The sequence below is a fragment of the Gammaproteobacteria bacterium genome, from assembly GCA_013003425.1.
In the GTDB taxonomy this organism is placed as follows: Bacteria; Pseudomonadota; Gammaproteobacteria; order Steroidobacterales; family JABDKV01; genus JABDJB01.
Genome location: JABDJB010000056.1, coordinates 75337 through 95682 on the forward strand (window position 1 = coordinate 75337; position 20346 = coordinate 95682).

The 20346-nt window shown below is 59.6% G+C and carries 19 protein-coding genes; 10 read left to right on the plus strand and 9 right to left on the minus strand.

Going from position 1 to position 20346, the window contains the following annotated elements:
• Positions 1 to 8: 8 nt before the first annotated feature.
• Positions 9 to 2639, minus strand: coding sequence for an aminopeptidase N (pepN, locus tag HKN06_08495; protein ID NNF61353.1), 2631 nt, complete (start codon positions 2637 to 2639; stop codon positions 9 to 11).
• Between the two features lie 149 nt (positions 2640 to 2788).
• Between pepN and HKN06_08500 the strand changes: the two genes are divergently transcribed.
• Together HKN06_08500 and HKN06_08505 are read left to right on the plus strand one after the other, a co-directional pair.
• Positions 2789 to 3217: a nuclear transport factor 2 family protein gene (locus HKN06_08500; protein ID NNF61354.1), complete on the plus strand. Its 429-nt coding sequence runs from the start codon at positions 2789 to 2791 to the stop codon at positions 3215 to 3217.
• A 21-nt stretch (positions 3218 to 3238) separates the two neighbouring features.
• Complete coding sequence (locus HKN06_08505) at positions 3239 to 3964, plus strand: ABC transporter permease (GenBank protein NNF61355.1); 726 nt, start codon at positions 3239 to 3241, stop codon at positions 3962 to 3964.
• A gap of 24 nt (positions 3965 to 3988) precedes the next feature.
• Here HKN06_08505 and lon read toward each other — a convergent pair whose 3' ends face one another.
• From lon to HKN06_08525, 4 genes are all read right to left on the minus strand, one after another.
• Complete coding sequence (gene lon, locus HKN06_08510) at positions 3989 to 6379, minus strand: endopeptidase La (protein NNF61356.1); 2391 nt, start codon at positions 6377 to 6379, stop codon at positions 3989 to 3991.
• 30 nt (positions 6380 to 6409) lie between these two features.
• Positions 6410 to 7165: a Mut7-C ubiquitin/RNAse domain-containing protein gene (locus tag HKN06_08515; protein NNF61357.1), complete on the minus strand. Its 756-nt coding sequence runs from the start codon at positions 7163 to 7165 to the stop codon at positions 6410 to 6412.
• 56 nt (positions 7166 to 7221) lie between these two features.
• Positions 7222 to 7458, minus strand: coding sequence for a DUF465 domain-containing protein (locus HKN06_08520; GenBank protein NNF61358.1), 237 nt, complete (start codon positions 7456 to 7458; stop codon positions 7222 to 7224).
• 237 nt (positions 7459 to 7695) lie between these two features.
• Positions 7696 to 8241: a hypothetical protein gene (locus HKN06_08525; GenBank protein ID NNF61359.1), complete on the minus strand. Its 546-nt coding sequence runs from the start codon at positions 8239 to 8241 to the stop codon at positions 7696 to 7698.
• Positions 8242 to 8487: 246 nt separating this feature from the next.
• Between HKN06_08525 and HKN06_08530 the strand changes: the two genes are divergently transcribed.
• Positions 8488 to 9705 carry a DUF819 family protein gene (locus HKN06_08530; protein ID NNF61360.1) on the plus strand — a complete coding sequence of 406 codons (1218 nt, stop codon included), beginning with the start codon at positions 8488 to 8490 and terminating at the stop codon, positions 9703 to 9705.
• Positions 9706 to 9707: 2 nt separating this feature from the next.
• On the opposite strand, the gene HKN06_08535 is transcribed toward HKN06_08530, so the two are convergent.
• Positions 9708 to 11756, minus strand: a complete 2049-nt coding sequence (locus HKN06_08535; protein ID NNF61361.1) for an elongation factor G — start codon at positions 11754 to 11756, stop codon at positions 9708 to 9710.
• 226 nt (positions 11757 to 11982) lie between these two features.
• On the opposite strand from HKN06_08535, the gene HKN06_08540 reads away from it, so the two are divergent.
• From HKN06_08540 to HKN06_08550, 3 genes are all read left to right on the plus strand, one after another.
• Entirely contained in the window at positions 11983 to 12600 is a 618-nt protein-coding gene (locus tag HKN06_08540) for a hypothetical protein (protein ID NNF61362.1), read from the plus strand.
• Positions 12597 to 13274, plus strand: coding sequence for a hypothetical protein (locus HKN06_08545; protein NNF61363.1), 678 nt, complete (start codon positions 12597 to 12599; stop codon positions 13272 to 13274). The genes HKN06_08540 and HKN06_08545 overlap by 4 nt, the downstream gene beginning before the upstream one ends.
• A gap of 72 nt (positions 13275 to 13346) precedes the next feature.
• Positions 13347 to 14096, plus strand: coding sequence for a hypothetical protein (locus tag HKN06_08550; protein ID NNF61364.1), 750 nt, complete (start codon positions 13347 to 13349; stop codon positions 14094 to 14096).
• Here the strand turns inward: HKN06_08550 and HKN06_08555 are convergent.
• Positions 14085 to 14933, minus strand: a complete 849-nt coding sequence (locus tag HKN06_08555) for a redoxin domain-containing protein (protein ID NNF61365.1) — start codon at positions 14931 to 14933, stop codon at positions 14085 to 14087. The two genes, HKN06_08550 and HKN06_08555, sit on opposite strands and share 12 nt — an antisense overlap.
• 44 nt (positions 14934 to 14977) lie before the next feature.
• Here HKN06_08555 and HKN06_08560 point away from each other — a divergent pair, with 44 nt between their 5' ends.
• The 4 genes from HKN06_08560 (at position 14978) to HKN06_08575 (ending at position 16848) form a co-directional block, all read left to right on the plus strand.
• Positions 14978 to 15805 (plus strand): class I SAM-dependent methyltransferase, encoded by an 828-nt coding sequence (locus HKN06_08560; protein NNF61366.1) that lies wholly within the window; start codon positions 14978 to 14980, stop codon positions 15803 to 15805.
• A 1-nt stretch (position 15806) separates the two neighbouring features.
• Positions 15807 to 16067, plus strand: a complete 261-nt coding sequence (locus HKN06_08565; GenBank protein ID NNF61367.1) for a hypothetical protein — start codon at positions 15807 to 15809, stop codon at positions 16065 to 16067.
• A gap of 137 nt (positions 16068 to 16204) precedes the next feature.
• Complete coding sequence (locus HKN06_08570; protein NNF61368.1) at positions 16205 to 16627, plus strand: hypothetical protein; 423 nt, start codon at positions 16205 to 16207, stop codon at positions 16625 to 16627.
• Positions 16624 to 16848 (plus strand): helix-turn-helix transcriptional regulator, encoded by a 225-nt coding sequence (locus tag HKN06_08575; GenBank protein NNF61369.1) that lies wholly within the window; start codon positions 16624 to 16626, stop codon positions 16846 to 16848. Before HKN06_08570 ends, HKN06_08575 begins: the two co-directional genes overlap by 4 nt.
• A 46-nt stretch (positions 16849 to 16894) precedes the next feature.
• Here the strand turns inward: HKN06_08575 and HKN06_08580 are convergent, their stop codons facing one another.
• Together HKN06_08580 and HKN06_08585 are read right to left on the minus strand one after the other, a co-directional pair.
• Entirely contained in the window at positions 16895 to 17830 is a 936-nt protein-coding gene (locus HKN06_08580) for an aldo/keto reductase family protein (protein ID NNF61370.1), read from the minus strand.
• A gap of 41 nt (positions 17831 to 17871) precedes the next feature.
• Entirely contained in the window at positions 17872 to 20304 is a 2433-nt protein-coding gene (locus HKN06_08585; protein ID NNF61371.1) for an EAL domain-containing protein, read from the minus strand.
• Positions 20305 to 20346 lie beyond the last annotated feature (42 nt).

The window sequence follows — 20346 nt, forward strand, 5'->3', positions numbered from 1 at the left end:
AGCCGCTCCTACTGACGGTTTGCGTCCGCCTGCACCATCGCAAGGCAACGGCGGTCACCTTCCAGGGTATCGCGCAGCCCGCGTTCCAGTATCGGGTGCAGCTTGCCGGGCTGCGCCAGCGCTCCCTGCAGACGCTGGATACTGGTGTCACTGCAGCCACGCGGTATCAAACGGACGAATTCGCGCAGAAAGGCATCGTCACGACTGTCGCCAAGCCGGCCGAGCGCCGACAGCAGTTGATCGGCAAACATTTCGTGCAGTGCACGCTGATGCAGCGGAAACAATGCGCGCATGCCGTAGCGCAGCTGACCGAGCGGCATGAAATCCGCTTTCCCGAGGATGCCATCAATCCAGGCCTTCTTTATCTGTGCATCGGGCCGGATGACGTTGGCGCTTATCGCGCGGTGGCGGCCACGGTCGGACTGATCGCGCAACGACTGGACATCTGTGCGCGCCACATGATCGCCAAAGGCGAATGCATTGAGGCGTGTGAGGATATCCCAGCGGCGGTCGGTATCGATGTCGATGCCTGGCGGAATCCGGTGACCATCGAGAAATGCTTCCAGGTGCTGCAGATGCGAGGGCGTCATTGCCAGCCGTACGAAGGCGTCGAGCCAGATCTTCTGGCGCTGGCTGCCAGCAGGTGCCGCTGTCAGGGCCTGCCATGCAGCTGCCTCCAGCTGCTGCAGGGCCGCTGCAGCAAGAGGCTTGCGGTCGTCGGCAGCGCGCAGCAGAAAATGCTGCATATCGCCCATGCTGCGTGACAGCTGCAGCGCCAGCAGATTGTCCTGCTCGTTAATGGCATGCTGCGCGACCATGTTGGTATAAGCACTTAGAGAAAAGCGGGCGTTGCGCACCATTTCCGCCAGGCTCTGCCACAGCATCGCGCGCGCAAGAGCATCGTCGATCCGGATGATAGTCGTGCCGAAGTTGCGCAGCGTCGTGCTATCGAGGTCAGTGCGCACGAAGCTCCAGTCGCCATGGTTGACCAGCGTCATGGCCGGGCATTGCTGTCCGGCTGCCGCATCGATGGCGGTGTGCTCGCCTTCTGCCGCCACGGCAATGACAGTTGACCGGCCGGAATGATCAAACAGGGCGACCTGTAGCCGGTGCGGGCGCAGCGGAACCCCACCGGGGGCCGACTGCTCCAGTACCAGTGAGCTGATCCGGCCATTCTGGCACTGCAGCTTTGCAGAAAGCGTATTGACGCCAGCCTGTCGCAGCCAGGCCTCCTTCCATTCGGCAAGATCGATGCCGGCACTTTGTTCCAGTGCCGTAATGAAGTCTTCCAGCGTGGTATTGCCGCCAGCATGATCGGCAAGATACCGTCGTGACCCGGCGGCAAACGCATCGGCGCCGACGAAGTGCGACAACTGCGTCAGAGCGGCAGCACCTTTCTGGTAGGTGATGGCGTCGAAGTTGGCGAATGCTATATGAGTATCCTCGACCTGCACATCGATCGGGTGACGGCTCTGGCGCTCGTCAGCGCGGTACCCTCTTTGCTTCGCGCCGGCAAAGAAGCGCTGCGCCGGGTTGTCGAAATCGGTTGTTGCCTGCAGTGCAAGATTTGATACGTGGGTGGCAAAGGCCTCTTTCAGCCACAGCCCGTCCCACCAGCGTGGTGTAACCAGGTTGCCAAACCACATGTGCGCCATTTCGTGCAGTAACACTTCCGCATGACGCTGGCGTTGTTCTGCTGTTGGTGTGGTGCGGGTTACGTAGAATTCGTTGTAGGTAACCGCGGCAACGTTTTCCATCGCGCCGATATTGAGGTCCGGCACGATCAGCTGGTCGTATTTGCCAAACGGATAAGCGATGCCAAACAGTTTTTCGTAAAACCCGAAACCATTGCGGGTCAGTTCGAACCATTCATCGGCGTTTACGTAACGTGCCAGCGTAGGCCGCGCGAAAAGACGCAGCGGCACTGAACCGGACTGAGCCTCCCATACGGTATATGGCCCGGCATGCAGGGCAAAAAGGTAGGTACTGAAGGGCTGTGACTCGGCAAATTCCCATTCGCGGATACCGGGGCTCATGATGGTGACCGCGCTGGCGCTGGTGGCACTGACTACCTCCCAGTCGGCAGGGGCAGAAACCGTGAGGCGATATCGTGCCTTGAGATCCGGCTGGTCAAAACACGGAAAGAGCCGGTTCGCGTCGTATGGCTCAAAATGGGTGTAAACGTAGACCCGGCCATCTTCTGAATCGCGGGTCCGCTGCAGCCCGGCGCCATCGCTGCTATAGGGATGTGAATAGTGGATGACGACCTTGTTCCGGCCGGCCTGCAGATACTGCGACTCGAGTCCGATCCATGCGCCGTTGTAGCTGACTTTGCTCTCAATACTATTTATTTCAACTGCGTAAACAGTGCCGCCCTTGAAGTCCAGCGACAGCTGCGACCGGGCGGTGGCCAGCGTAAATTCGGCGACTACGGTGCCGATGTATTCCGGCGCGTCCGCATCCAGCGCCAGGTCGATGTGATAGCGCACATCGGAAACGAGGCCGCTCCGGTAGCGCGCCTGCTCTGCGGTCAGAACCGGTGAGCTATCGCGCTGCACGATTGCTGATTGCGTTGATAGCGAGCATGCCTGGCACTGTATGACCAGTAGCGCTACCGCGAGGACTCGTGGCTTTGGCATAAATTAATCGACTGGTTGTCGGCATCGGCAGATACAAACACAATTCAATGCAGCGGGAAAGCATGATTGGTGCAGTGCGGTGTCGGTCGCCCGGGCGGGCCGCGCGAAAATGCGATCATAGGCCTGGCGGCCGGAAACCGGAGATTGGCATGCGAGTTGCTACGTTGTTACTGGTTGTATTGTTACCGGCCTGCGCCACCGTGCCTGACGCGGTTGAATTGCAGGAGCAGGTGGCCGCGATCGAGCGGGGATTCGCCGCCACCATGCGCGAGCGTAACTTTGCAGCTTTTCAGTCTTATCTCGCCGATGACGCGATATTCATGGCCGGCAAACAGCCCTTGCGTGGCAAGGCGGCGGTGTCTGAAGTGTGGGCGCGTTATTTTGAGGGCGCGGCTGCGCCGTTTTCGTGGCAGCCGGAAACAGTGGTGGTGCAGGATTCCGGCCGTCTCGCGCTGAGTACCGGACCGGTCTACGGCCGCGACGGTGAGCAAGCCGGTATATTCACCTCGATCTGGCGCCGCCAGGCCGATGGCCACTGGCGCATCATTTTCGACAAGGGCGGCTGTGTCTGCAACTGACGATACCCGGAGAGAAACCCGATGAATACCACGATACAGGCGATTTCCACTGCCGGCCTGGCAATTTCTTTTGTGCCGGCCGTTCTGGTTGTGGCGATCCTGTATCGCTGGTGTAGTACGGGTGGGGATGCGATATACGCGCTGGTGCGTATGCTGATCCAGCTACTGCTGATCGGCTTTGTGCTGGTGTATATCTTCGCGGCCGAAAATGCCTGGCTGATACTGGGTGTGCTCTCAGTGATGCTGGTTGCCGCAAGCTGGATCGCAATGCGTCCGCTGCGCAAGAAACGGCCCGGGCTTTACCTGCACGCAGGCGTGGCGATTCTGGCAGGCGGCGGTGCGACGCTGGCGCTGGTCACGCAGCTGGTACTCGACCTGCAGCCATGGTTCATGCCGCAGTACGTGGTGCCGCTGGCAGGGATGATCTTCGCCAATTCCATGAACGCGGTCAGCCTGGCCGGCGAAAGGTTCGAGTCTGACCTGGCCGGTGGTAAAGACCCGGATGGCTGCCGGGCCGCCGCGCTGCAGGCGGCAATGATCCCGGTCATCAACTCATTGTTCGCCGTTGGTATCGTGGCATTGCCGGGGATGATGACGGGTCAGATACTCTCTGGCGTATCGCCATTTATTGCCGCCAAGTACCAGATCGTGGTCATGTGCATGATCTTCGGCTCTGCCGGTCTCTCGGCGGCAATTTACCTGTTCATGACCGAAGCAATGCCGCCAGAGGATGCGGCGACCGCGTGATGGTTGCGGTCGGGTCCGCCCCCGCTAGCCGGGGAAGATGATTTCGCCGACCTGGGTGAAATCAGCGACGAAGTGAGCGGTGATGCCACGCCGGACGTAGTCCGGCAGCTCTTCGAAGTCGCCCTCGTTGGCTTCCGGCATGATGATGCGCTTTATTTTTGCGCGGCGGGCGGCAACGACTTTTTCGCGTATACCGCCGACCGCCAGTACCTTACCCGTCAGTGTCATCTCGCCGGTCATCGCCAGTGCCGCGGGAATACGCCGGCGCGATGCCAGTGAAAGTAATGCGGTGGTCATGGTGATGCCCGCACTGGGGCCATCCTTCGGGGTCGCGCCGGCCGGAACATGCAGGTGGATGTAGGCCTTTTCGAAAAAATCGTGGTCGATATCGAATCGTTCCGCGTGTGAAATTGAATAGCTGTAGGCAATCTCGGCGGATTCGCGCATCACATCGCCAAGCTGGCCGGTCAGCTTGAAACCACGGCTGAACTCGTGAATACGTGTCGCCTCGATCGCCAGCGTATCGCCGCCAAGCGGCGTCCATGCCAGCCCGGTAACCACGCCAACGCCGCTCATGCGTTTGCTTTCGCGAAACACCGGCCGGCCGAGGTATTCCAAAACATCAGCCTTGCGTACCCGTATCGGTGGTTTTGTCTTTTCCAGCAGTTTGATCACCGCCTTGCGCACGATGGTGCCCAGCTGTTTTTCCAGCTTGCGCACGCCGGCCTCGCGCGCATAACCCTCGATCAACAATCGCACGGCAGCGCGGTCGATACGCAGCTTGCTCTTGTCGATGCCGGCCCGTTGCAGCTGACGCGGCAGCAGGTGGCGGCTGGCGATGGCAAGTTTTTCAGTGGTCAGGTAGCCGGACAGGCGAATTGTCTCCATGCGGTCCAGCAGCGGGCCGGGAATCGTGTCGAGCTGGTTTGCGGTACAGATAAACAGCACTTTGGAAAGATCGAAGCGCACGTCGAGATAGTGATCCAGAAATGAATCGTTTTGCTCCGGGTCCAGTACCTCAAGCAGCGCGGACGCCGGGTCACCACGATACGACGCGCCGATCTTGTCTATTTCATCGAGCATGATCACCGGGTTGGCCGAACCGGTTTCCTTGATGCCCTGGATGAACTTGCCCGGCATGGCGCCGATGTAGGTGCGACGGTGGCCCTTGATCTCGGCTTCGTCGCGCATGCCGCCGACAGAGAAACGGTAGAAGTCCCGTCCCAGCGCCTCGGCAATGGACCGTCCCAGCGATGTCTTGCCGACGCCGGGCGGGCCCACCAGCAGCAGGATCGAGCCGGCGATTTCGCCACGCATGATGCCGACACCGAGAAACTCGATGATGCGCTGTTTTACGTCGTCCAGCGCCTCGTGGTCGCGGTCGAGCACCTTGCGGGCCCGGGCCAGATCGAACTGATCGTCGGTGTACACACCCCACGGCAGCGAGGTGAGCCAGTCGAGGTAGTTGCGGGTTACGGCGTACTCGGGCGAACCGGTTTCGAGCATGCCGAGTTTTTTCATCTCCTCGTCGAGGCGCGTTTTTGCATGCTCGGGAAACTCGCGCGCCGCGATGCGCTCGCGGAACTCGTCCAGCTCGGCGGTGCGGTCATCCTTTGAGATGCCCAGCTCTTTCTGGATTGCCTTCAGTTGCTCACGCAGGAACATTTCGCGCTGGCGGCCCTGCAGTTCTTCCTCGACCTGCTTGCGTATGGCCATCTGTGAGCGTGCGACTTCAAGCTCTTTGTTCATCAGGCTCAAGACCCGCTCGAGCCGCGGCAGGATACGCACTGTTTCCAGAACTTCCTGCAGTTCCTTGCGGCTGGCAGTGGTCATTGCTGCGGCAAAATCGGCGAGCTGCGAGGGCTCGTTGGGATTAAAGTGCTGCAGGAACACCTGCAGCTCCTCGCCGTAAAGCGGGTTCAGCGGCAGCAGTTCCTTGATGGTGTTGATAATCGCAACGGCATAGCCTTTTATTTCTTCGGCTCGCGCATAACGGGTTTCGGGGAAATAGGTCACGCTGGCGGTATAGGGTTGTTTACGTGATATCCAGTCGCCGATACGAAAGCGCTGCAGCCCCTCGAGCAGTACCTGCAGCTGGCCATCGGCGCGCTGCACCCGGTGCAGCCGGCAGGCGGTCCCCATGCGGTGAAAATCAGTCGGTACCGGCGGCTGCGCGGCGCCGTCACGCAACAGCACAATCCCTACTATCTTTTGCTCAGTCTCGAGCACCGCGCGTATCGTGGCTTCCCATTGCTCATTTATTACCAGCGGTATCGCCTGTCCGGGAAAGAACGGCCGCGCCTCGACGGGCAGCAGGCTGATCGACGGTGGCAGAGTCTCGGAGGCAAGAATGATGCCGCTGCCGGGGCCCGGTTGTTCGGTGGTTTCTGTGTCTGAATCCTGTTCAATATCCATCGGCGCGATTGTAACAGAGCTGTCGGCGTCTCAGATTTGATCCAGCAGCAATTCCAGCTGCCGGTAGTGCGAGCCTTTCCAGTAAACCTGCTGGCAGCTTTCGCACTGCCAGAATTCGTCGAAGGCAACGAGCACCGAAAAGGGAACGCGATCGATAATGTCGCCGTCATCGGCAACACGCAGGGCGCCATTGCATTCCATGCAGCGCGAGAACGGCCGCAGGCTGCGGCGCAGGTCAAAGGTGTCGACGATTTCGCGCAGCTGCTCCGGCGGGTCCGTATCGCGCACCCAGTAGCCATGCGTCACCCGGGCATGCTTCAGTATTCCCTTGTCGCGCGTCAGTATCGTGCGTTTGTCGCGACCGGCGATTTCGATGATCTCCAGGTCATCCAGGTCATTGCGGTAGACGCTGTCGAATCCGGCCAGCCGCAGCAGCCGCGCCAGCTTGCCGAGGTGCACATCCAGCACAAAGCGCAGTTGGCGCAGTGGTCGCGGCCGCAGCCGCGTGGCGGGAGAGATATCGAGGCGTTCGAATACCGGAAAGACGGCAACACGCTCACCGCCTTCCAGCCGGTGAGAAAACTCGACCGGGATATCGCCTACCAATATCAGGTCGACTTCGGTGTGCGGCACGCCCAGCGCCTCGATAGCGTCCTTGACCGCCGGTGTGCCGCTGAACTCATGGACGAATGAGAGCCGCTGTTTGTCTGCAGGCAAAAAGTCGTTCAGTTCCTCGTAGAATCGGAATTCGGCGCGTCGTGTTTTCGGGGCGTGCGGGTCAGTCATCAGGCACTAAAAAGCCAGGCCCTGTGGGCCTGGCTTCTGATTGACGTCTGGAAAAATCAGCTTCGCAAAAACGCATACAGCCTGTCTTTGTGCACCAGGCGCTTCTTTTTCAGTTCTTCGAGATAAAAATGATCGCGCGGTTCGACACACTGCTCGATGCGGATGACTTCTCTGTTTATTCGTGTGTAGTTTTCGACCAATCGCGCAAAGTCGAGGTCTGCTGTCTTCAGCTTGTCAATTTGTTCGGTGTGTTCCGGGAATTCGTGGTAGATGTCGTGATTCTGACCATACATGCTGTCGAGGTTCATCCCCTCCGATTCTGCGAGCATATATCGCGCCCTCCTGTATTGGTTTGAAAAGGCGTGCGGCACCGGGGCCGCTCCAGCTGCTGACGCGCCGGCAACGCGTCTGCTCCCGAGTGTAATGCAAAGCCCGCGCTGGCCAAATATTGCAGCGCAATATCGGCGGCGGTCAGCCGGGAAAGGACGTGGATGACGGCGACGTGAAAACCCCGCCGCCGTAGACGGCGCTCAGCCGCGGCGGAAGCCGCGCAGCAGCGTCACGATTTCTTCGCGGTTTTCGGCGTGGCTGGATTTGGCCTGCAGGGCTTCGGCGTAGCCGAGGGAATCCAGGCCGCTGAAGAACTTCATCACAGCGTTGTTGCCGGCTTCGATGGTCACCGATACATCGGCGCCGTGAGCCAGCAGGAAACGCACGACATCAGGTTCGTTGTAGAGGATGGCCTCGTGCAGCGGCGTGTGCCCGGTCAGGCTGCGCTGGTTAAGGTCACATCCCAGTGCAATCAGGTGGCCGGCGGTTGCCAGCACACGATGCGGGTCGAAACCTTCGACACCATAGCCACGCAAGGTCTGGCCGAGTGCGTTGACGTCGCGGTCCATAACCGGGCAGCTGGTCCAGGACTCGACCCGCCAGCCGGCCAGCGTGCGCGGCAGCAGTGGAACCCTGTCACTGGCAGAGAAACTCAGCACCGTGTTGGCGTCGGCCTTGTACACCATGGTTACGGCCATCGCGGTATAGCCAATCGTACCGAGCACAGCTGCGGCCGTCACAGTCATTAAGAGTTTCTTCAGCATCCTCAAGATTCCTTTCAGTGAAGTGCGCGAACAATACCGCAGCACACCAGTTTTGTCTGCGAACCAATACTAAATATCGTCATAAAACGTGCCGGCTTTAGACATTCTGTTAAGTCAAAAACACGTAGTTGCTGCAGTTGAAAGTAGAACATTCACCCGCAGGGCGACCTGTTATGTTGAATTACAACTGTCTTTGATGGACGATTCAGCAGGCGCATGGGAGGGCTTATGAATACACCGCTCATTGAATCGCCGGCCGGCGTGATGACCGTGCTGATCGCCGTGGTCGGATTCTGGTTCTGGCTGGAGAAGGCCACGCGATGGAAAGTGTTCAACTACCTGCCGCCGCTGATATTCATCTATGCAACACCGGTTTTCCTGTCGAACCTGGGCCTGATCCCGTTCAAGAACGGTGCGTACGACTTCCTGCGTACCTACGGGCTGCCGTTGTTTATTGTGCTGATGCTGATAAAGGTCGACGTCGTCGGCGCGGTGCGCATCATGGGCAAGGGCGTGTTCGTCATGCTGATTGGCAGCATCGGCGTCGTGCTCGGCGGGGTGGTGGCGTACACGCTTGGCCAGCTGCTGACCACGCCGGACGGCTTTGTCCTGAAGTTCCCGTTACCCGAGGACAGCTGGAAGGCTTTCGGCACGCTGTCGGGCAGCTGGATCGGAGGTACCGGCAACATGACAGCAGCGCATGCTGCACTGGACGGTACCGGCGAGCACATGACAATGGCCGCTGCCGCAGACCAGCTGGTGTACCTGGTGTGGCTGCCGATACTGCTCGGTTCGAAAGCCTTTGCCGAGCGCTTTAATCGCTGGGCCCGCGTGTCGCCTGATCGCATTGCCATGATGGACCAGGCTGCTGCGGAGCTGGACCACAGCGAGGATGCGCCCACCATGACCTCGCTGCTTTACCTGGCACTGCTGGCGCTGGCCATTACCTGGGTATCGATGGCGCTGTCAGACAAGCTGCCGCCCGTTTACCTTGCCGGCGCACAGGTGATCAGCGCCAGCACCTGGCTGATCCTGCTGGTGACCACATTCGCCCTTGTGGCATCGACTACGCCGGCGCGCTCGCTGCCGGCTGCACACCCGATCGCCATGGCAATAATCTATGTGTACGTCGCGCGTATCGGTGCAACGATGGACCTGAGCAACGCCAGTCTCGAATCCATCGGTGCCTTTGCCCTGATGGCCTACGTGTGGATTTTTATTCACGGCGCATTCGTGCTGGCGGCCGCCTGGTTTTTCCGTGTCGACGTGCACACATTGGCGATTGCTTCGGCCGCCAACATTGGTGGTGCCGCGTCTGCACCGATTGTCGCGGCACATCACCGCGAATCGCTGGTGCCCGCATCCATACTGATGGCGATGATCGGTTACGCACTGGGCAATTACCTGGCGATACTCACCGGCAGGCTGGGGCAGGTATTGGGCTGACGTCAGTCGTCGTTGCCGGGCTGAAATGCCGACTGCAGATCTTTCTGCGTTTGTGGCGGTACCGGGTCGTAGTGACTGAAGTTCATCGTGTAGGAGCCTTCGCCGCCCGTGATGGATTTCAGCCGCGACTGGTAATCGTTCAGTTCAGCCAGCGGTACCTGACCGGCAATAGCCACTTCGCCACTCGGCCGCACGGTGTTGCCGCTGATGCGGCCACGACGCGCTGACAGGTCACCGGCGATATCGCCCATGGAATCGCTCGGGGCCAGGATCTCGATATTAACGATGGGTTCAAGCAAAACCGGTTTGGCCTTGCTGACCGCCCCGGTAAAGGCCTTTTTGCCGGCTGCTACAAAAGCGACTTCCTTGGAATCGACCGGGTGGTGTTTGCCGTCGTAAACGGTGACCCGGATATCCTGCAGCGGAAAACCGGCGACCGCCCCTTCCGCAAGCACCTGGCGGACCCCTTTTTCAACCGCCGGAATAAACTGTGATGGTATCGAGCCGCCTACGACCTTGTTCTTGAACTCAAAGCCCTCATCGCGTGCGAGCGGCTCTATGCGCAGGAAGACTTCACCAAACTGGCCGGCACCGCCGGTCTGTTTCTTGTGACGGTGATGCCCTTCCGCACTGGTGCGAATGGTCTCGCGGTACGGAATGCTCGGGGGGTGAGTCTCTATCTCAACGTTGTAGCGCTCCTTCATGCGCTCCATCACGATGCGCAGATGCAGCTCTCCCATACCGCGCAGCACAGTCTCGTTTGCCACGGCGTTGTGCTCGATTACCAGGGTCGGGTCTTCCGCCGCCAGCTTGTGCAGCGCTTCGGAAATCTTCTGTTCGTCACCACGGCGTGTCGGCTCGATGGCCAGGCCATACATCGGCGGTGGCGCTGCAGCTGGTTCGAGGTGGTAATTATCTTCGTCGTGCGAATCGTGCAGCACCGAATCGAATTCGATCTCGTCAATCTTGGCTACGGCGCGTATGTCGCCGGGGATGCCACGTGATACTTCTACGTGCTCCTTGCCCTGCAGCGCCAGCAGATGCGCCACCTTGAACGGCTTGCGGGCATCGCCGATGTACAGCTGTGTATTTGGTGTGATCGTGCCCTGGTGGATACGGAAGATGCCGAGCTTGCCGACAAACGGGTCGACGGTTACCTTGAACACGTGCGCCAGCGCGTGCTTGTCGGGGTCAGGCGCAACATCGACGGGAACGGCTTCGCTGCCTTCGCCCTTGAGAAAATGCGGTGGATTGCCTTCCATCGGGTTTGGCATCAACTTTTCAAAAACATTCAGCAGTTGCTTCACGCCGACACCGGTCTCGGCCGAAGTAAAACAGATCGGCACCAGGTGTCCCGAACGCAGCGCCTGCTCGAAGGGATCGTGCAGCTGCTCCAGACTCAGTTCTTCGCCCTGTTCCAGGTAGATCTCCATCAGTTTTTCGTCGACCTCGACAACCTGGTCGATCATCTCGGTATGAGCGGCCGCCACCGAGGCGAAGTCGGTTTCTTCCTCTGACATCTCGAAAAAGCAGTCGGCAACTTTGGAGCCACCGCCAGCCGGCAGGTTCAGCGGCAGGCATTCATTGCCGAATACTTCTCTCACCTGTCGCAATACGCCGTGCAGGTCGGCATCGGGCGCGTCGATCCGGTTGATAATCACCATGCGGCACATACCGTATCCTGCGGCTGCCTCCATGATGCGCTGTGTCGAAAGCTCCACGCCCGACTGCGCGTTGACCACAACTGCGACGGTCTCGGCGGCCGGCAGTACTGCGATTGAGCGGCCGAGGAAATCGGGGTAACCCGGCGTGTCGATCAGGTTTACGTGGATATTATCGTGGTCAAAGTGACACAGTGAAGTTTCCAGCGAGTGACCGAGTTCTTTTTCCTTCGGGTCAAAGTCGCACACCGTAGTGCCGCGACTGAGTTCACCTTTGCTGGGGATGGCACCGGCTGCTTCCAGCAACGATTCGGCCAGCAGGGTTTTTCCGGCGCCGGCATGGCCGGCGAGCACAATGTTGCGAATTTGCTGCGAGGTGTATTTGCTCACTCTTGTCTCTTCAGATAGTTCGATAACGGCGGGTCGCGCCACCCCCTGACGCGAACAGTCAATACTACGCTGCGCGCACACGGTCGCCAAGATTCCCCGGTGCCGCTTGACGCAGCGCGGAAAATCCGGGCAAAGTAGTGCGGAAACGTGATCATGGTCACGAAATACCCTGTTTTTTCAGGCATATACTCGGAACAGGGTGTTTACCGCGGAGTCTAAACAGGCAATGGGTGACAAGACCAGGGTAGTTACAGTCGCGAACCTGCGTGAGTTCTTTCACGACTCACTGGATGCCGCGCTCGCCAATCAGCGGGTAGCAGCGGCAGACCAGACTGCCTATTACATCGTCAACCTGCTTACACTATTTTCGCGGTCCGAAGAACTCTACGACGAAGCAGACGCTGGTGGTCGCTCGATCCGTCCGCTCGCTTTCATGCTGGCCGATGCCCTCGAAGCCAACTCGGTACATGACCGTGACCGCGCATTGCGCAGGCTCGGCGATGTTGCGCTTTTCATGGCTGGCTTTTTTGCGCACAGTTTCAGCCGCCGGCTGGTCGACGTCGACTACTACATCTCGATGGGCGGCGGTGCCTATGGCCATCTTTCCGAGAGCACCCGCGATTTTTCCGCTTTCCGCGAAGTCTTTGTCGAATTGGCGGAGAAGTTTCCCGCTTTTGTCGATGTATTGAATGAAGTCAGCGCGATGGCGTGCGGCAATAATGACGAAGACGTGTTGCGGTTGTACGAGATCTGGATACGTACCGGCAGCCCACGGGCGGCGGCGCAGTTGCGCTGCCTGGGTGTAGAGCCCAGTTTCTTTGCGGTAAGCCTGAGCTCCCAGTGAACGCTCAGGCCAATCTGCCGGGCGGCATCCAGCAGCTGTTGCAACAGATCTACGATGTGTCGGCCGGACATGATGTGGCCGATTTCCTGATCACCGACCGCGGCCTGGCTGACGCGCTGCACGGCGCCGCGGGCCATCGCGCGGTTAAGGAAAAACTTCTGGTCGCCGAAGATGGCGAGTATGTCGACCTGAGTCTTTACCTGGATGCCGGTCTGCTGCGACGTTTGCAGGCGCGCAATCCACTGGTCGACCTGCATCATCTCAACCTGGCGGATTTCTGCCTGGTCGTCGAAGGCATCAGCCATTTTCTGTACCTGGCCTGGAATGCACGCCACGACAAGAGCGTCACGCTCATGGAGCTGGAGATGCAGGCCGAAATCGACAAGTTCGTCATGGCGCTGCACCTGCTGTCGCGCCAGGGAGCTGGCGATGCCGGCGAGCTGCATCGCCGCCTGTTCGACACGCCGCGTTTCGATCCACAGCTCGGTGAGCAGGCGCTGGAGCGCTATCGTCACGCCAGCATGTACGCCGGCAAATACTGCAGGGCGCTGTATCGCCGCTTTCTGCGCCGGGTACGGCGGCCGGGAATGCTGTGTGAGCTGCGGCGGTTTTACCGGCTGCCGCAATCCGCCAAGATACGCCATATAGAAGACGCTTTCTGCGCCGCCGGCTGAATCGCGCCCGCGCTTAAACCCCGGGGGGGCGAGGTGCATCCTACCTCTGTAACCGAACCACGGAGAGAGCTCATGCGTACCCTGTCATTACTGGTTATCGGATTGTTGTGCGGTGCGAGCGCCCACGGCTGGGAGCAGTGCAAATACGAAGCTGTCAGCAGCGACAGCATCAGGCTGGGTCGCGCGAAGCTGGTCGAGATCAACGCGCTGGCCGGATCTCTGGAGGTTGTCGGCGAGAAAGGCGCAAAACAGATCACGGTTGATGCGACGGCCTGCGCAACCAAAGAGGCGCTGCTCGACGACGTGCAGTGGGGCCTGAAGAGCAAGGGCCGGAAAATTATTCTCGACACTGATTTGCCGCGCGACTACACGGACGACTATGCAGCGCTCAACCTGGTCGTCACGGTGCCGGCAGGCATCGATGTCAATATCGACGACACCAGTGGCTCGATGAAAGTACGGCGCGTCGGCGCGCTGGAAGTGCGTGACCGGTCCGGCAGCATCACGATTATTGATGCCGGTGGCGCGGTGACCATAGACGATTCTTCCGGCTCGATAACGGTCGAAAATGTGCGTGGCAACCTGCGCGTCGATGACAGCTCTGGCTCCATCGATATCGAAGAGGTAACCGGCTCGGTGCTGGTCAAGGATGGTTCCGGCAGTATCCGGATAGATGATGTCGGCGGTAGCGTCGAAATTGTCGACGATGGTTCCGGGTCTATCTCGGTTGCCGATGTCGGCGGCGATTTCCTGGTGGGCGACGACGGCAGCGGCAGTATTTCCCATCGCCGTGTAGCCGGCACTGTGCGTCTACCCGACTGATTCTTCCAGGGCGGCGATGAATGTCGCGGGCTCGGGTCGTATCCGGTAGTTGTCGGTCTGGTCCGCAAGCACAATGCGGCCAGCGCTGTCGATAACGATGGCAGTAGGCAAAACGCTTTCCGAGCGGTAACCAAGCAGCTGCATGCCAAAGGGCAGGGCGTGCTGCCATGCAATCCCCAGCTGGCGCGCGATGGCGTTATTGCGGTCTACGACAAAACGCATGGGCGCATCAAAGCGCCGCGCCAGCCGGGCTGTTTTTTCGGGCGACTGCGAGCTGATCAGCACAACTTCGATGTCGCGCTCGGCAAGCTGCCGATAGCTGGCGGCAATTTCCCTGACCTGCGCCATACACAGCGGGCACCAGTTGCCGCGAAAAAACAGCAGCACCGCGGGCCTGCCGGCCAGGTCTGCCGGGCTGAAGCTGTCGCCAGTGCTGTCGACAGCGCTGAAGTCAGGCAGTTTTCGGCCTGGTTGCAAGGCGCCGGCCGGCGATCGGCTGAACTGTGAATACCACAACAGGTAAATCAGGTAACCGACCAGCGCGACGATGCCCATCACCCCGGCGACGCTGTTGTTCGCGAAGAATCCGTAGGCGGCGATAACCGCCCCAGTGGCGGTGAGCGCAGTTGTCGTTGGCAGCCAGCGATGTGAGCGTGGCAGGTTTTTCAGCAGCAGCAGGCGCGAAAAAAGCACCGCCATCGGCAGGTGGGCGAGGGCCGCGCCCGACCAGGCAAGGTCAAAACCGCGCTGTAACGCCAGCAAAGCCGTCAGCGCACCGGCAAATATATAGGCGGCATAGACGCTGATAAAAATCGACTTGAGCAGGTTCGAGCTCATCTGGCATATTCTAGCGCCGCCATCTCGCCCCGGAGCAGGAAATGCTGAATAGAACACTACTGGCACTGTGCGCCGCACTACTGATGATTGCTGCTTCGCATGCGGCCCACCATCGCGGCGACACGCACGCGATCCAGGCCACCCTGACACGACTGGCTGTTGGCCAGCATCGTTCTGCCGCCAATGTGGCGCGCAATCAGTTCCGGCACCCGGTAGAGACGCTGATGTTCTTTGGTATACGTCCGGACATGACCGTTGTGGAGGTATCGCCGGGCGGTGGCGGCTGGTACACGGAAATATTGGCGCCGTTTCTGCGCGAGTCAGGTGCATACTACGCCGGCAGCTACGATCCCGAGTCGGAGCGCGAGTATTACCGTCGCAATGCAGTGCGGTACCAGGAGAAGCTGGCTGCGCACCCGGAGCATTACGATCGGGTCAAGGTGACAGTCTTTGCACCGCCCGGGCATGTCGATCCGGCACCGGCAGGGTCAGCTGACCTGGTCCTTACGTTTCGCAACACGCACAACTGGCTACGCAGCGAAGGGGCTGCAGAAGCAGCCTTCGCCGGGTTTCATCGGATGCTCAAGCCCGGTGGGGTGTTGGGAGTGGTGCAGCATCGCGCCAGACCGGGTACGCCGCTGGATGCCGCAAAAGGCTATATCACCGAGGCGAAGGTAGTCGGCCTGGCGGAAGCCGCCGGGTTTCGCCTGGCAGCAAAAAGCGAAATAAACGCCAACCCGAAGGACACCGCAGATCACCCCGAGGGCGTCTGGACGCTGCCGCCGTCATTGCGGCTGAAAGATGTGGATCGCGAAAAGTACATGGCTATCGGCGAAAGCGACCGGATGACGCTCAGGTTCGTACGCGAATGAGGTGATCTGGCTGGTTGCAGGGCTGATCGGCGTCATCGTGGTGGCGCTGTACACTGCTGCCGTAAACCGCGAGTTCCTGCGTTGTCCGCATTGCCGCAAGATCGGCAGCTGGCGCTTCGACAATAGCGGCCCGGCGTCCGCTGAATTCGATGCCGACGGTGAACTGGTCGGATCCGTGCAGCCGCAGGTGTGCCGCCGTTGTGGCGAGCAGGTGCTGCAGGAATGGACCGACCACACCGGCCGCACGATTCGCAAAGCCTGACAACGTTTTTGTAAAATCCCGGGCCCCCCGGCGACCAGATTTCCGTGCTATATAGCGTGGCAGGTTGAGTCAAGTGTGCTTGACATCCAGAGTGAAAAATGTAAAGGTAACCTTACATTATTTCAAGGGAGCTTGTCATGGGGTTCAACTTTTCTTCCAGGCCCAATCGCCGCTACCTCATCCGGCTCGGTAGCTCGATGGCTGTAGTGCTGGTCGCTCTCGCCATAGCCCGGTACCTCACGACGAATGCACTCGTTGATGGCCCTCTGGTCTGGGTGCTCGCTCTGATTCCCGGATTTGCCATGCTCGGCGCCTTCTATGCTTTCGGCATGCTGATCATCGAGCAGAAAGATGAATTCATCCGCATGCTGGTTATCCGCCAGTGGATTATCGCCACCGGCATTGCGCTCTCGTTTGCAACAGTCTGGGGGTTCCTTGAGGAGTTTGAGCTCGTCGCGCATCTGAAACCCCTCTATTTCGTGGTCATGTGGTTTGTTGGCTTTGCATTTGGTGGTCTGGTCAACAGGCTCACGCATGGCGCGTGGGGAGAAATGGGTTGAAGAACCGGCTCAAGGTCCTGCGCGCTGAGCGCAACTGGAGGCAAGAGGATCTGGCCCGGCAGCTGGACGTCTCTCGTCAAAGCGTAAACGCAATTGAAACGGGCAAGTACGATCCGTCCTTACCACTCGCGTTCCGCATTGCCGAAGTTTTCGCCTTGCCGATCGAGCAGATCTTTGTGCGCGACCAGGATGACGAATCCGCAAAAACGGTGGCCCAATGACCTGAACGATGACCCTGACGACGCACCCGGGCGGGCGGTAGCCTGCTCAGCCAGCAAGTGCTGAGTCAATTCGCCTCAGAACATCATCACCGAGGCTGACACCGGCGGCGCCGGCATTGTCGATTACCTGCTGTGGCCGGCTGGCGCCGATAATTGCGGACGCGACGTTGTCCTGCTGCAGCACCCATGCCAGCGCCAGCTGTGCCATGGAAAGATCGAGTTCCTTTGCAATGGGCCTGAGACGCTGCACGCCTTCGAGTACACTTTCTTTGGTGAGCCAGCCAATAAACTCGTTCATGCTGTCGTTGGCCGCGCGCGAATCCTGCGGCGGCGGAGATCCGGGCCGGTATTTTCCCGTCAGTACACCCTGGGCCAGCGGTGACCAGACGATCTGGCTGATACCGTTCGCTGCACACAGCGGCATGACTTCCGCCTCGGGATCGCGCCACAGCATTGAGTACTGCGGCTGGCTCGATACAAAGCGCGTCACGTCAGGGATATCGAGCGCCGCCTGTATCTGTTGCGGTCGCCATTCGCTGAAGCCGATATAGCGCGCCTTGCCTGCCGCAACGACTTCGGTCAGCGCCTGCATGGTCTCGTCCAGCGGCGTGTCCTCGTCGTAGCGGTGACACTGGTACAGGTCGACGTAGTCGGTTTGCAGGCGTTGCAGGGAGGCATCGATTTGCTTGTGTATCTGCTGCGCAGACAAGCCGCGATCGGTGTCCGACATCGGAAAGTACAGTTTGGTTGCCAGCACATAGTCGCTGCGCGGGTAAGCTTTTAGTACGTCGCCCAGGAAAGACTCGGCGGCACCCTGCGCGTACACATTGGCTGTGTCAATGAAGTTGATGCCGCAGTCGAAAGCCTGGCTGACACAGGCACGTGCCGTGTCGGCTTCGATTCCGGCACCGTAAGTGAGCCAGGAGCCCAGCGCGATTTCGGACACCTGCAGGTCGCTGCTGCCAAGACGGCGATATTTCATGTATGGGAGTGTAGCGTAGCCGGCAGGCGCGCGCGGTGTGGTCAGGCGAGCTGGGCGATATTGGCTTCGTTGGTCTCTGTTGCGTTTGTCTCCAGCATGTTCAACATCATGGCAGCGTTGAGCGGCCGGCTGAACATGAAACCCTGCATAAAGACACAGCCGCGATTGCGCAACGCATGCGCCTGTTCCATCGTCTCGACGCCTTCTGCAATGACATCGCGCTTCAGCGAGCGAGCCATGGCGATGATTGACGCGGTAATAGCGGCGTCGTCGGGGTCGGTGGTGATGTCCTTCACGAACGAGCGATCGATCTTGATAACGTCGATGGGAAAACGCTTGAGGTAACTGAGCGAGGAATAGCCTGTGCCGAAATCGTCCACCGAGATGTGCATGCCCATGGATTTCAGCTCTGTCAGGGTGAACACCGTATCTTCAGCATTGCGCATGATCGTGCCTTCGGTGAGTTCCAGTTCAAGCGCGGCCGGATCGAGGCCCGATTTCGCCAACGCCTGGGAAACGACCAGCACCAGGGTGTTCTGCCGGAACTGTCGTTCCGACAGGTTGACCGCCATCTTGAACTCGGTAAAGCCGGCGTCATGCCACAACCTGGCCTGGTTGCAGGCTTCCTGCAGCACCCATTGACCGATCGGGATAATCAGCCCGGTTTCTTCGGCCAGCGGTATGAACTCTGCCGGCGACACCGTGCCGCGTTCGGGGTGGTGCCAGCGCAGCAGTGCCTCGGCACCGAAGATGCGCCCGGTGCGGATATCGACCTGTGGCTGGTAGAACAACTCGAACTGGTTTCTTTCGAGTGCCTTGCGCAGGTCGCTCTCGAGGTCGAGGCGGCTTAGCGTCACCGGTGACATCGACTCGTTGTAGAACTTGTAGTTGTTGCGTCCTGCGTCTTTGGCGTGATACATGGCCGTATCGGCATTTTTCAGCAGGGTGTGTACATCTTCGCCGTCACGCGGGTACTGCGAGATGCCGATGCTGGTGCTGCAGAAAACATCCTGGTCGCCAAGGGTAAACGGCTCCGAAAATGTGTCCAGCAATCCCTGTGCTACCCGGCGTATTTCCATGATCTGGGTAACGTCATCCAGGGCCAGGGCGAATTCGTCGCCACCGAGCCGTGCGAGGATGCCACCCAGGGGGCGTGAGTGGTCGAGCGACACGATGTCATGATCGTCCAGCAGCACGCTCAATCGATTGGCCACGCAGCACAACAGCTCATCTCCGGCATCATGACCCAGGGTGTCATTGATACGCTTGAAACGATCGACGTCGAAATAAAGCACCGTAACCGTCTTGTTGGCATGGCGCGCCTCTTCCAGAGTGGCGGCGAGCCGCTCATCAAAGAAAAGCCGGTTGGGCAGCTTGGTGAGTGAGTCGTTGTAGGCCAGGAAGCGGATACGTTCCTCGGCCTCCTTGCGGGCGGATATGTCGCAAAGCACGTATATCAGGGCCTGCGTCTTGCCGCCCTCATGCAGTACCGATGCCGACATGCTCAGAGTCAGCGGTTCGCCGTTGGGGTGACGAAAGCGTGTTTCGACATTGCGCAGAGTTTCGCCACGCGCCAGCCGCTCGCGTGTCTCGCTGTCGCGCTGTAGCTGCTGGCCAGGTTGAAACGAGGTGTCGAGCAGCTCTTCTTCAGGTGCGCCCAGCAGTTCGCACGCTGCCGGGTTGAGCAGCCTGATAATTCCGTCGGCATCAGTGACGACCAGCGCATCAGTCATGGTGTCGATGATTCGCTGCCCAGCCAGGGCAGCCGTGATGTCGTAGAGACGGTAGTTCCATGTAACGTAGGCAATTACACAGAACAGGAACAGGATCATCGAAAACCCGACCGGGTACGAAGGCACTCCGACGGTGGCCAGAAAGTCGACGCTGCTGGCACTGGCCACTGCTATTCCGACCATCAGCAGGCGCACCCGGTTGCGTTGTGTGTCGCCTTTACTGGCAGCGCGGAAGGTAAGCCACAGCAGACCCACACACAGGCTGAGCACAACCGCCACGTAAAGCATGAACAGAATGCCGATTGAGCCATAGCGCGGGTAGAAGCCCCACCAGCGCAGTTCGACGGATGAAATATGGTGTGGTGAGAGAAATGCCGTTATGACAAAAACCGTTGATATTGCACAACAGGCCCAGGCCAGCCGCCGCAAGCGTGGACCCGCATCGATAACGACATTGGTAAACAGCAGTGCCGCGGCCGGGGTAAAGACGACGCCGATAGTGCCAAAGCGCGCCCAGAAATCAGCAGCAGACGGTGTGGCTGCGAGGTACATGATTGTCGATCCGATCATCCAGGTAAACATGGCGACCGCAACGACAGCGAATGCGGGTGCCGCAGGTGAGCGCGCCTCCCGCACCAGCGTGGCCAGGCTGACGCCAAAAACGACGGCCACCGCGGCTGCGGTCGGCAGCGCGTGCACGTTGAACGCGTAGCTGGCGGTTTGTAACAATTCGCCCGTCATTTTGACCCTGTTGATAGCGGTATATTTGTGCATCCCAGTGGC

Excerpts from the sequence above, each read along its gene's own strand:
- pepN (NNF61353.1), bottom strand. The coding sequence starts at position 2,639 with ATGCCAAAGCCACGAGTCCTCGCGGTAGCGCTACTGGTCATACAGTGC.
- HKN06_08500 (NNF61354.1), top strand. The coding sequence starts at position 2,789 with ATGCGAGTTGCTACGTTGTTACTGGTTGTATTGTTACCGGCCTGCGCC.
- HKN06_08505 (NNF61355.1), top strand. The coding sequence starts at position 3,239 with ATGAATACCACGATACAGGCGATTTCCACTGCCGGCCTGGCAATTTCT.
- lon (NNF61356.1), bottom strand. The coding sequence starts at position 6,379 with ATGGATATTGAACAGGATTCAGACACAGAAACCACCGAACAACCGGGC.
- HKN06_08515 (NNF61357.1), bottom strand. The coding sequence starts at position 7,165 with ATGACTGACCCGCACGCCCCGAAAACACGACGCGCCGAATTCCGATTC.
- HKN06_08520 (NNF61358.1), bottom strand. The coding sequence starts at position 7,458 with ATGTATGGTCAGAATCACGACATCTACCACGAATTCCCGGAACACACC.
- HKN06_08525 (NNF61359.1), bottom strand. The coding sequence starts at position 8,241 with ATGACTGTGACGGCCGCAGCTGTGCTCGGTACGATTGGCTATACCGCG.
- HKN06_08530 (NNF61360.1), top strand. The coding sequence starts at position 8,488 with ATGAATACACCGCTCATTGAATCGCCGGCCGGCGTGATGACCGTGCTG.
- HKN06_08540 (NNF61362.1), top strand. The coding sequence starts at position 11,983 with ATGGGTGACAAGACCAGGGTAGTTACAGTCGCGAACCTGCGTGAGTTC.
- HKN06_08550 (NNF61364.1), top strand. The coding sequence starts at position 13,347 with ATGCGTACCCTGTCATTACTGGTTATCGGATTGTTGTGCGGTGCGAGC.
- HKN06_08555 (NNF61365.1), bottom strand. The coding sequence starts at position 14,933 with ATGAGCTCGAACCTGCTCAAGTCGATTTTTATCAGCGTCTATGCCGCC.
- HKN06_08570 (NNF61368.1), top strand. The coding sequence starts at position 16,205 with ATGGGGTTCAACTTTTCTTCCAGGCCCAATCGCCGCTACCTCATCCGG.
- HKN06_08580 (NNF61370.1), bottom strand. The coding sequence starts at position 17,830 with ATGAAATATCGCCGTCTTGGCAGCAGCGACCTGCAGGTGTCCGAAATC.
- HKN06_08585 (NNF61371.1), bottom strand. The coding sequence starts at position 20,304 with ATGACGGGCGAATTGTTACAAACCGCCAGCTACGCGTTCAACGTGCAC.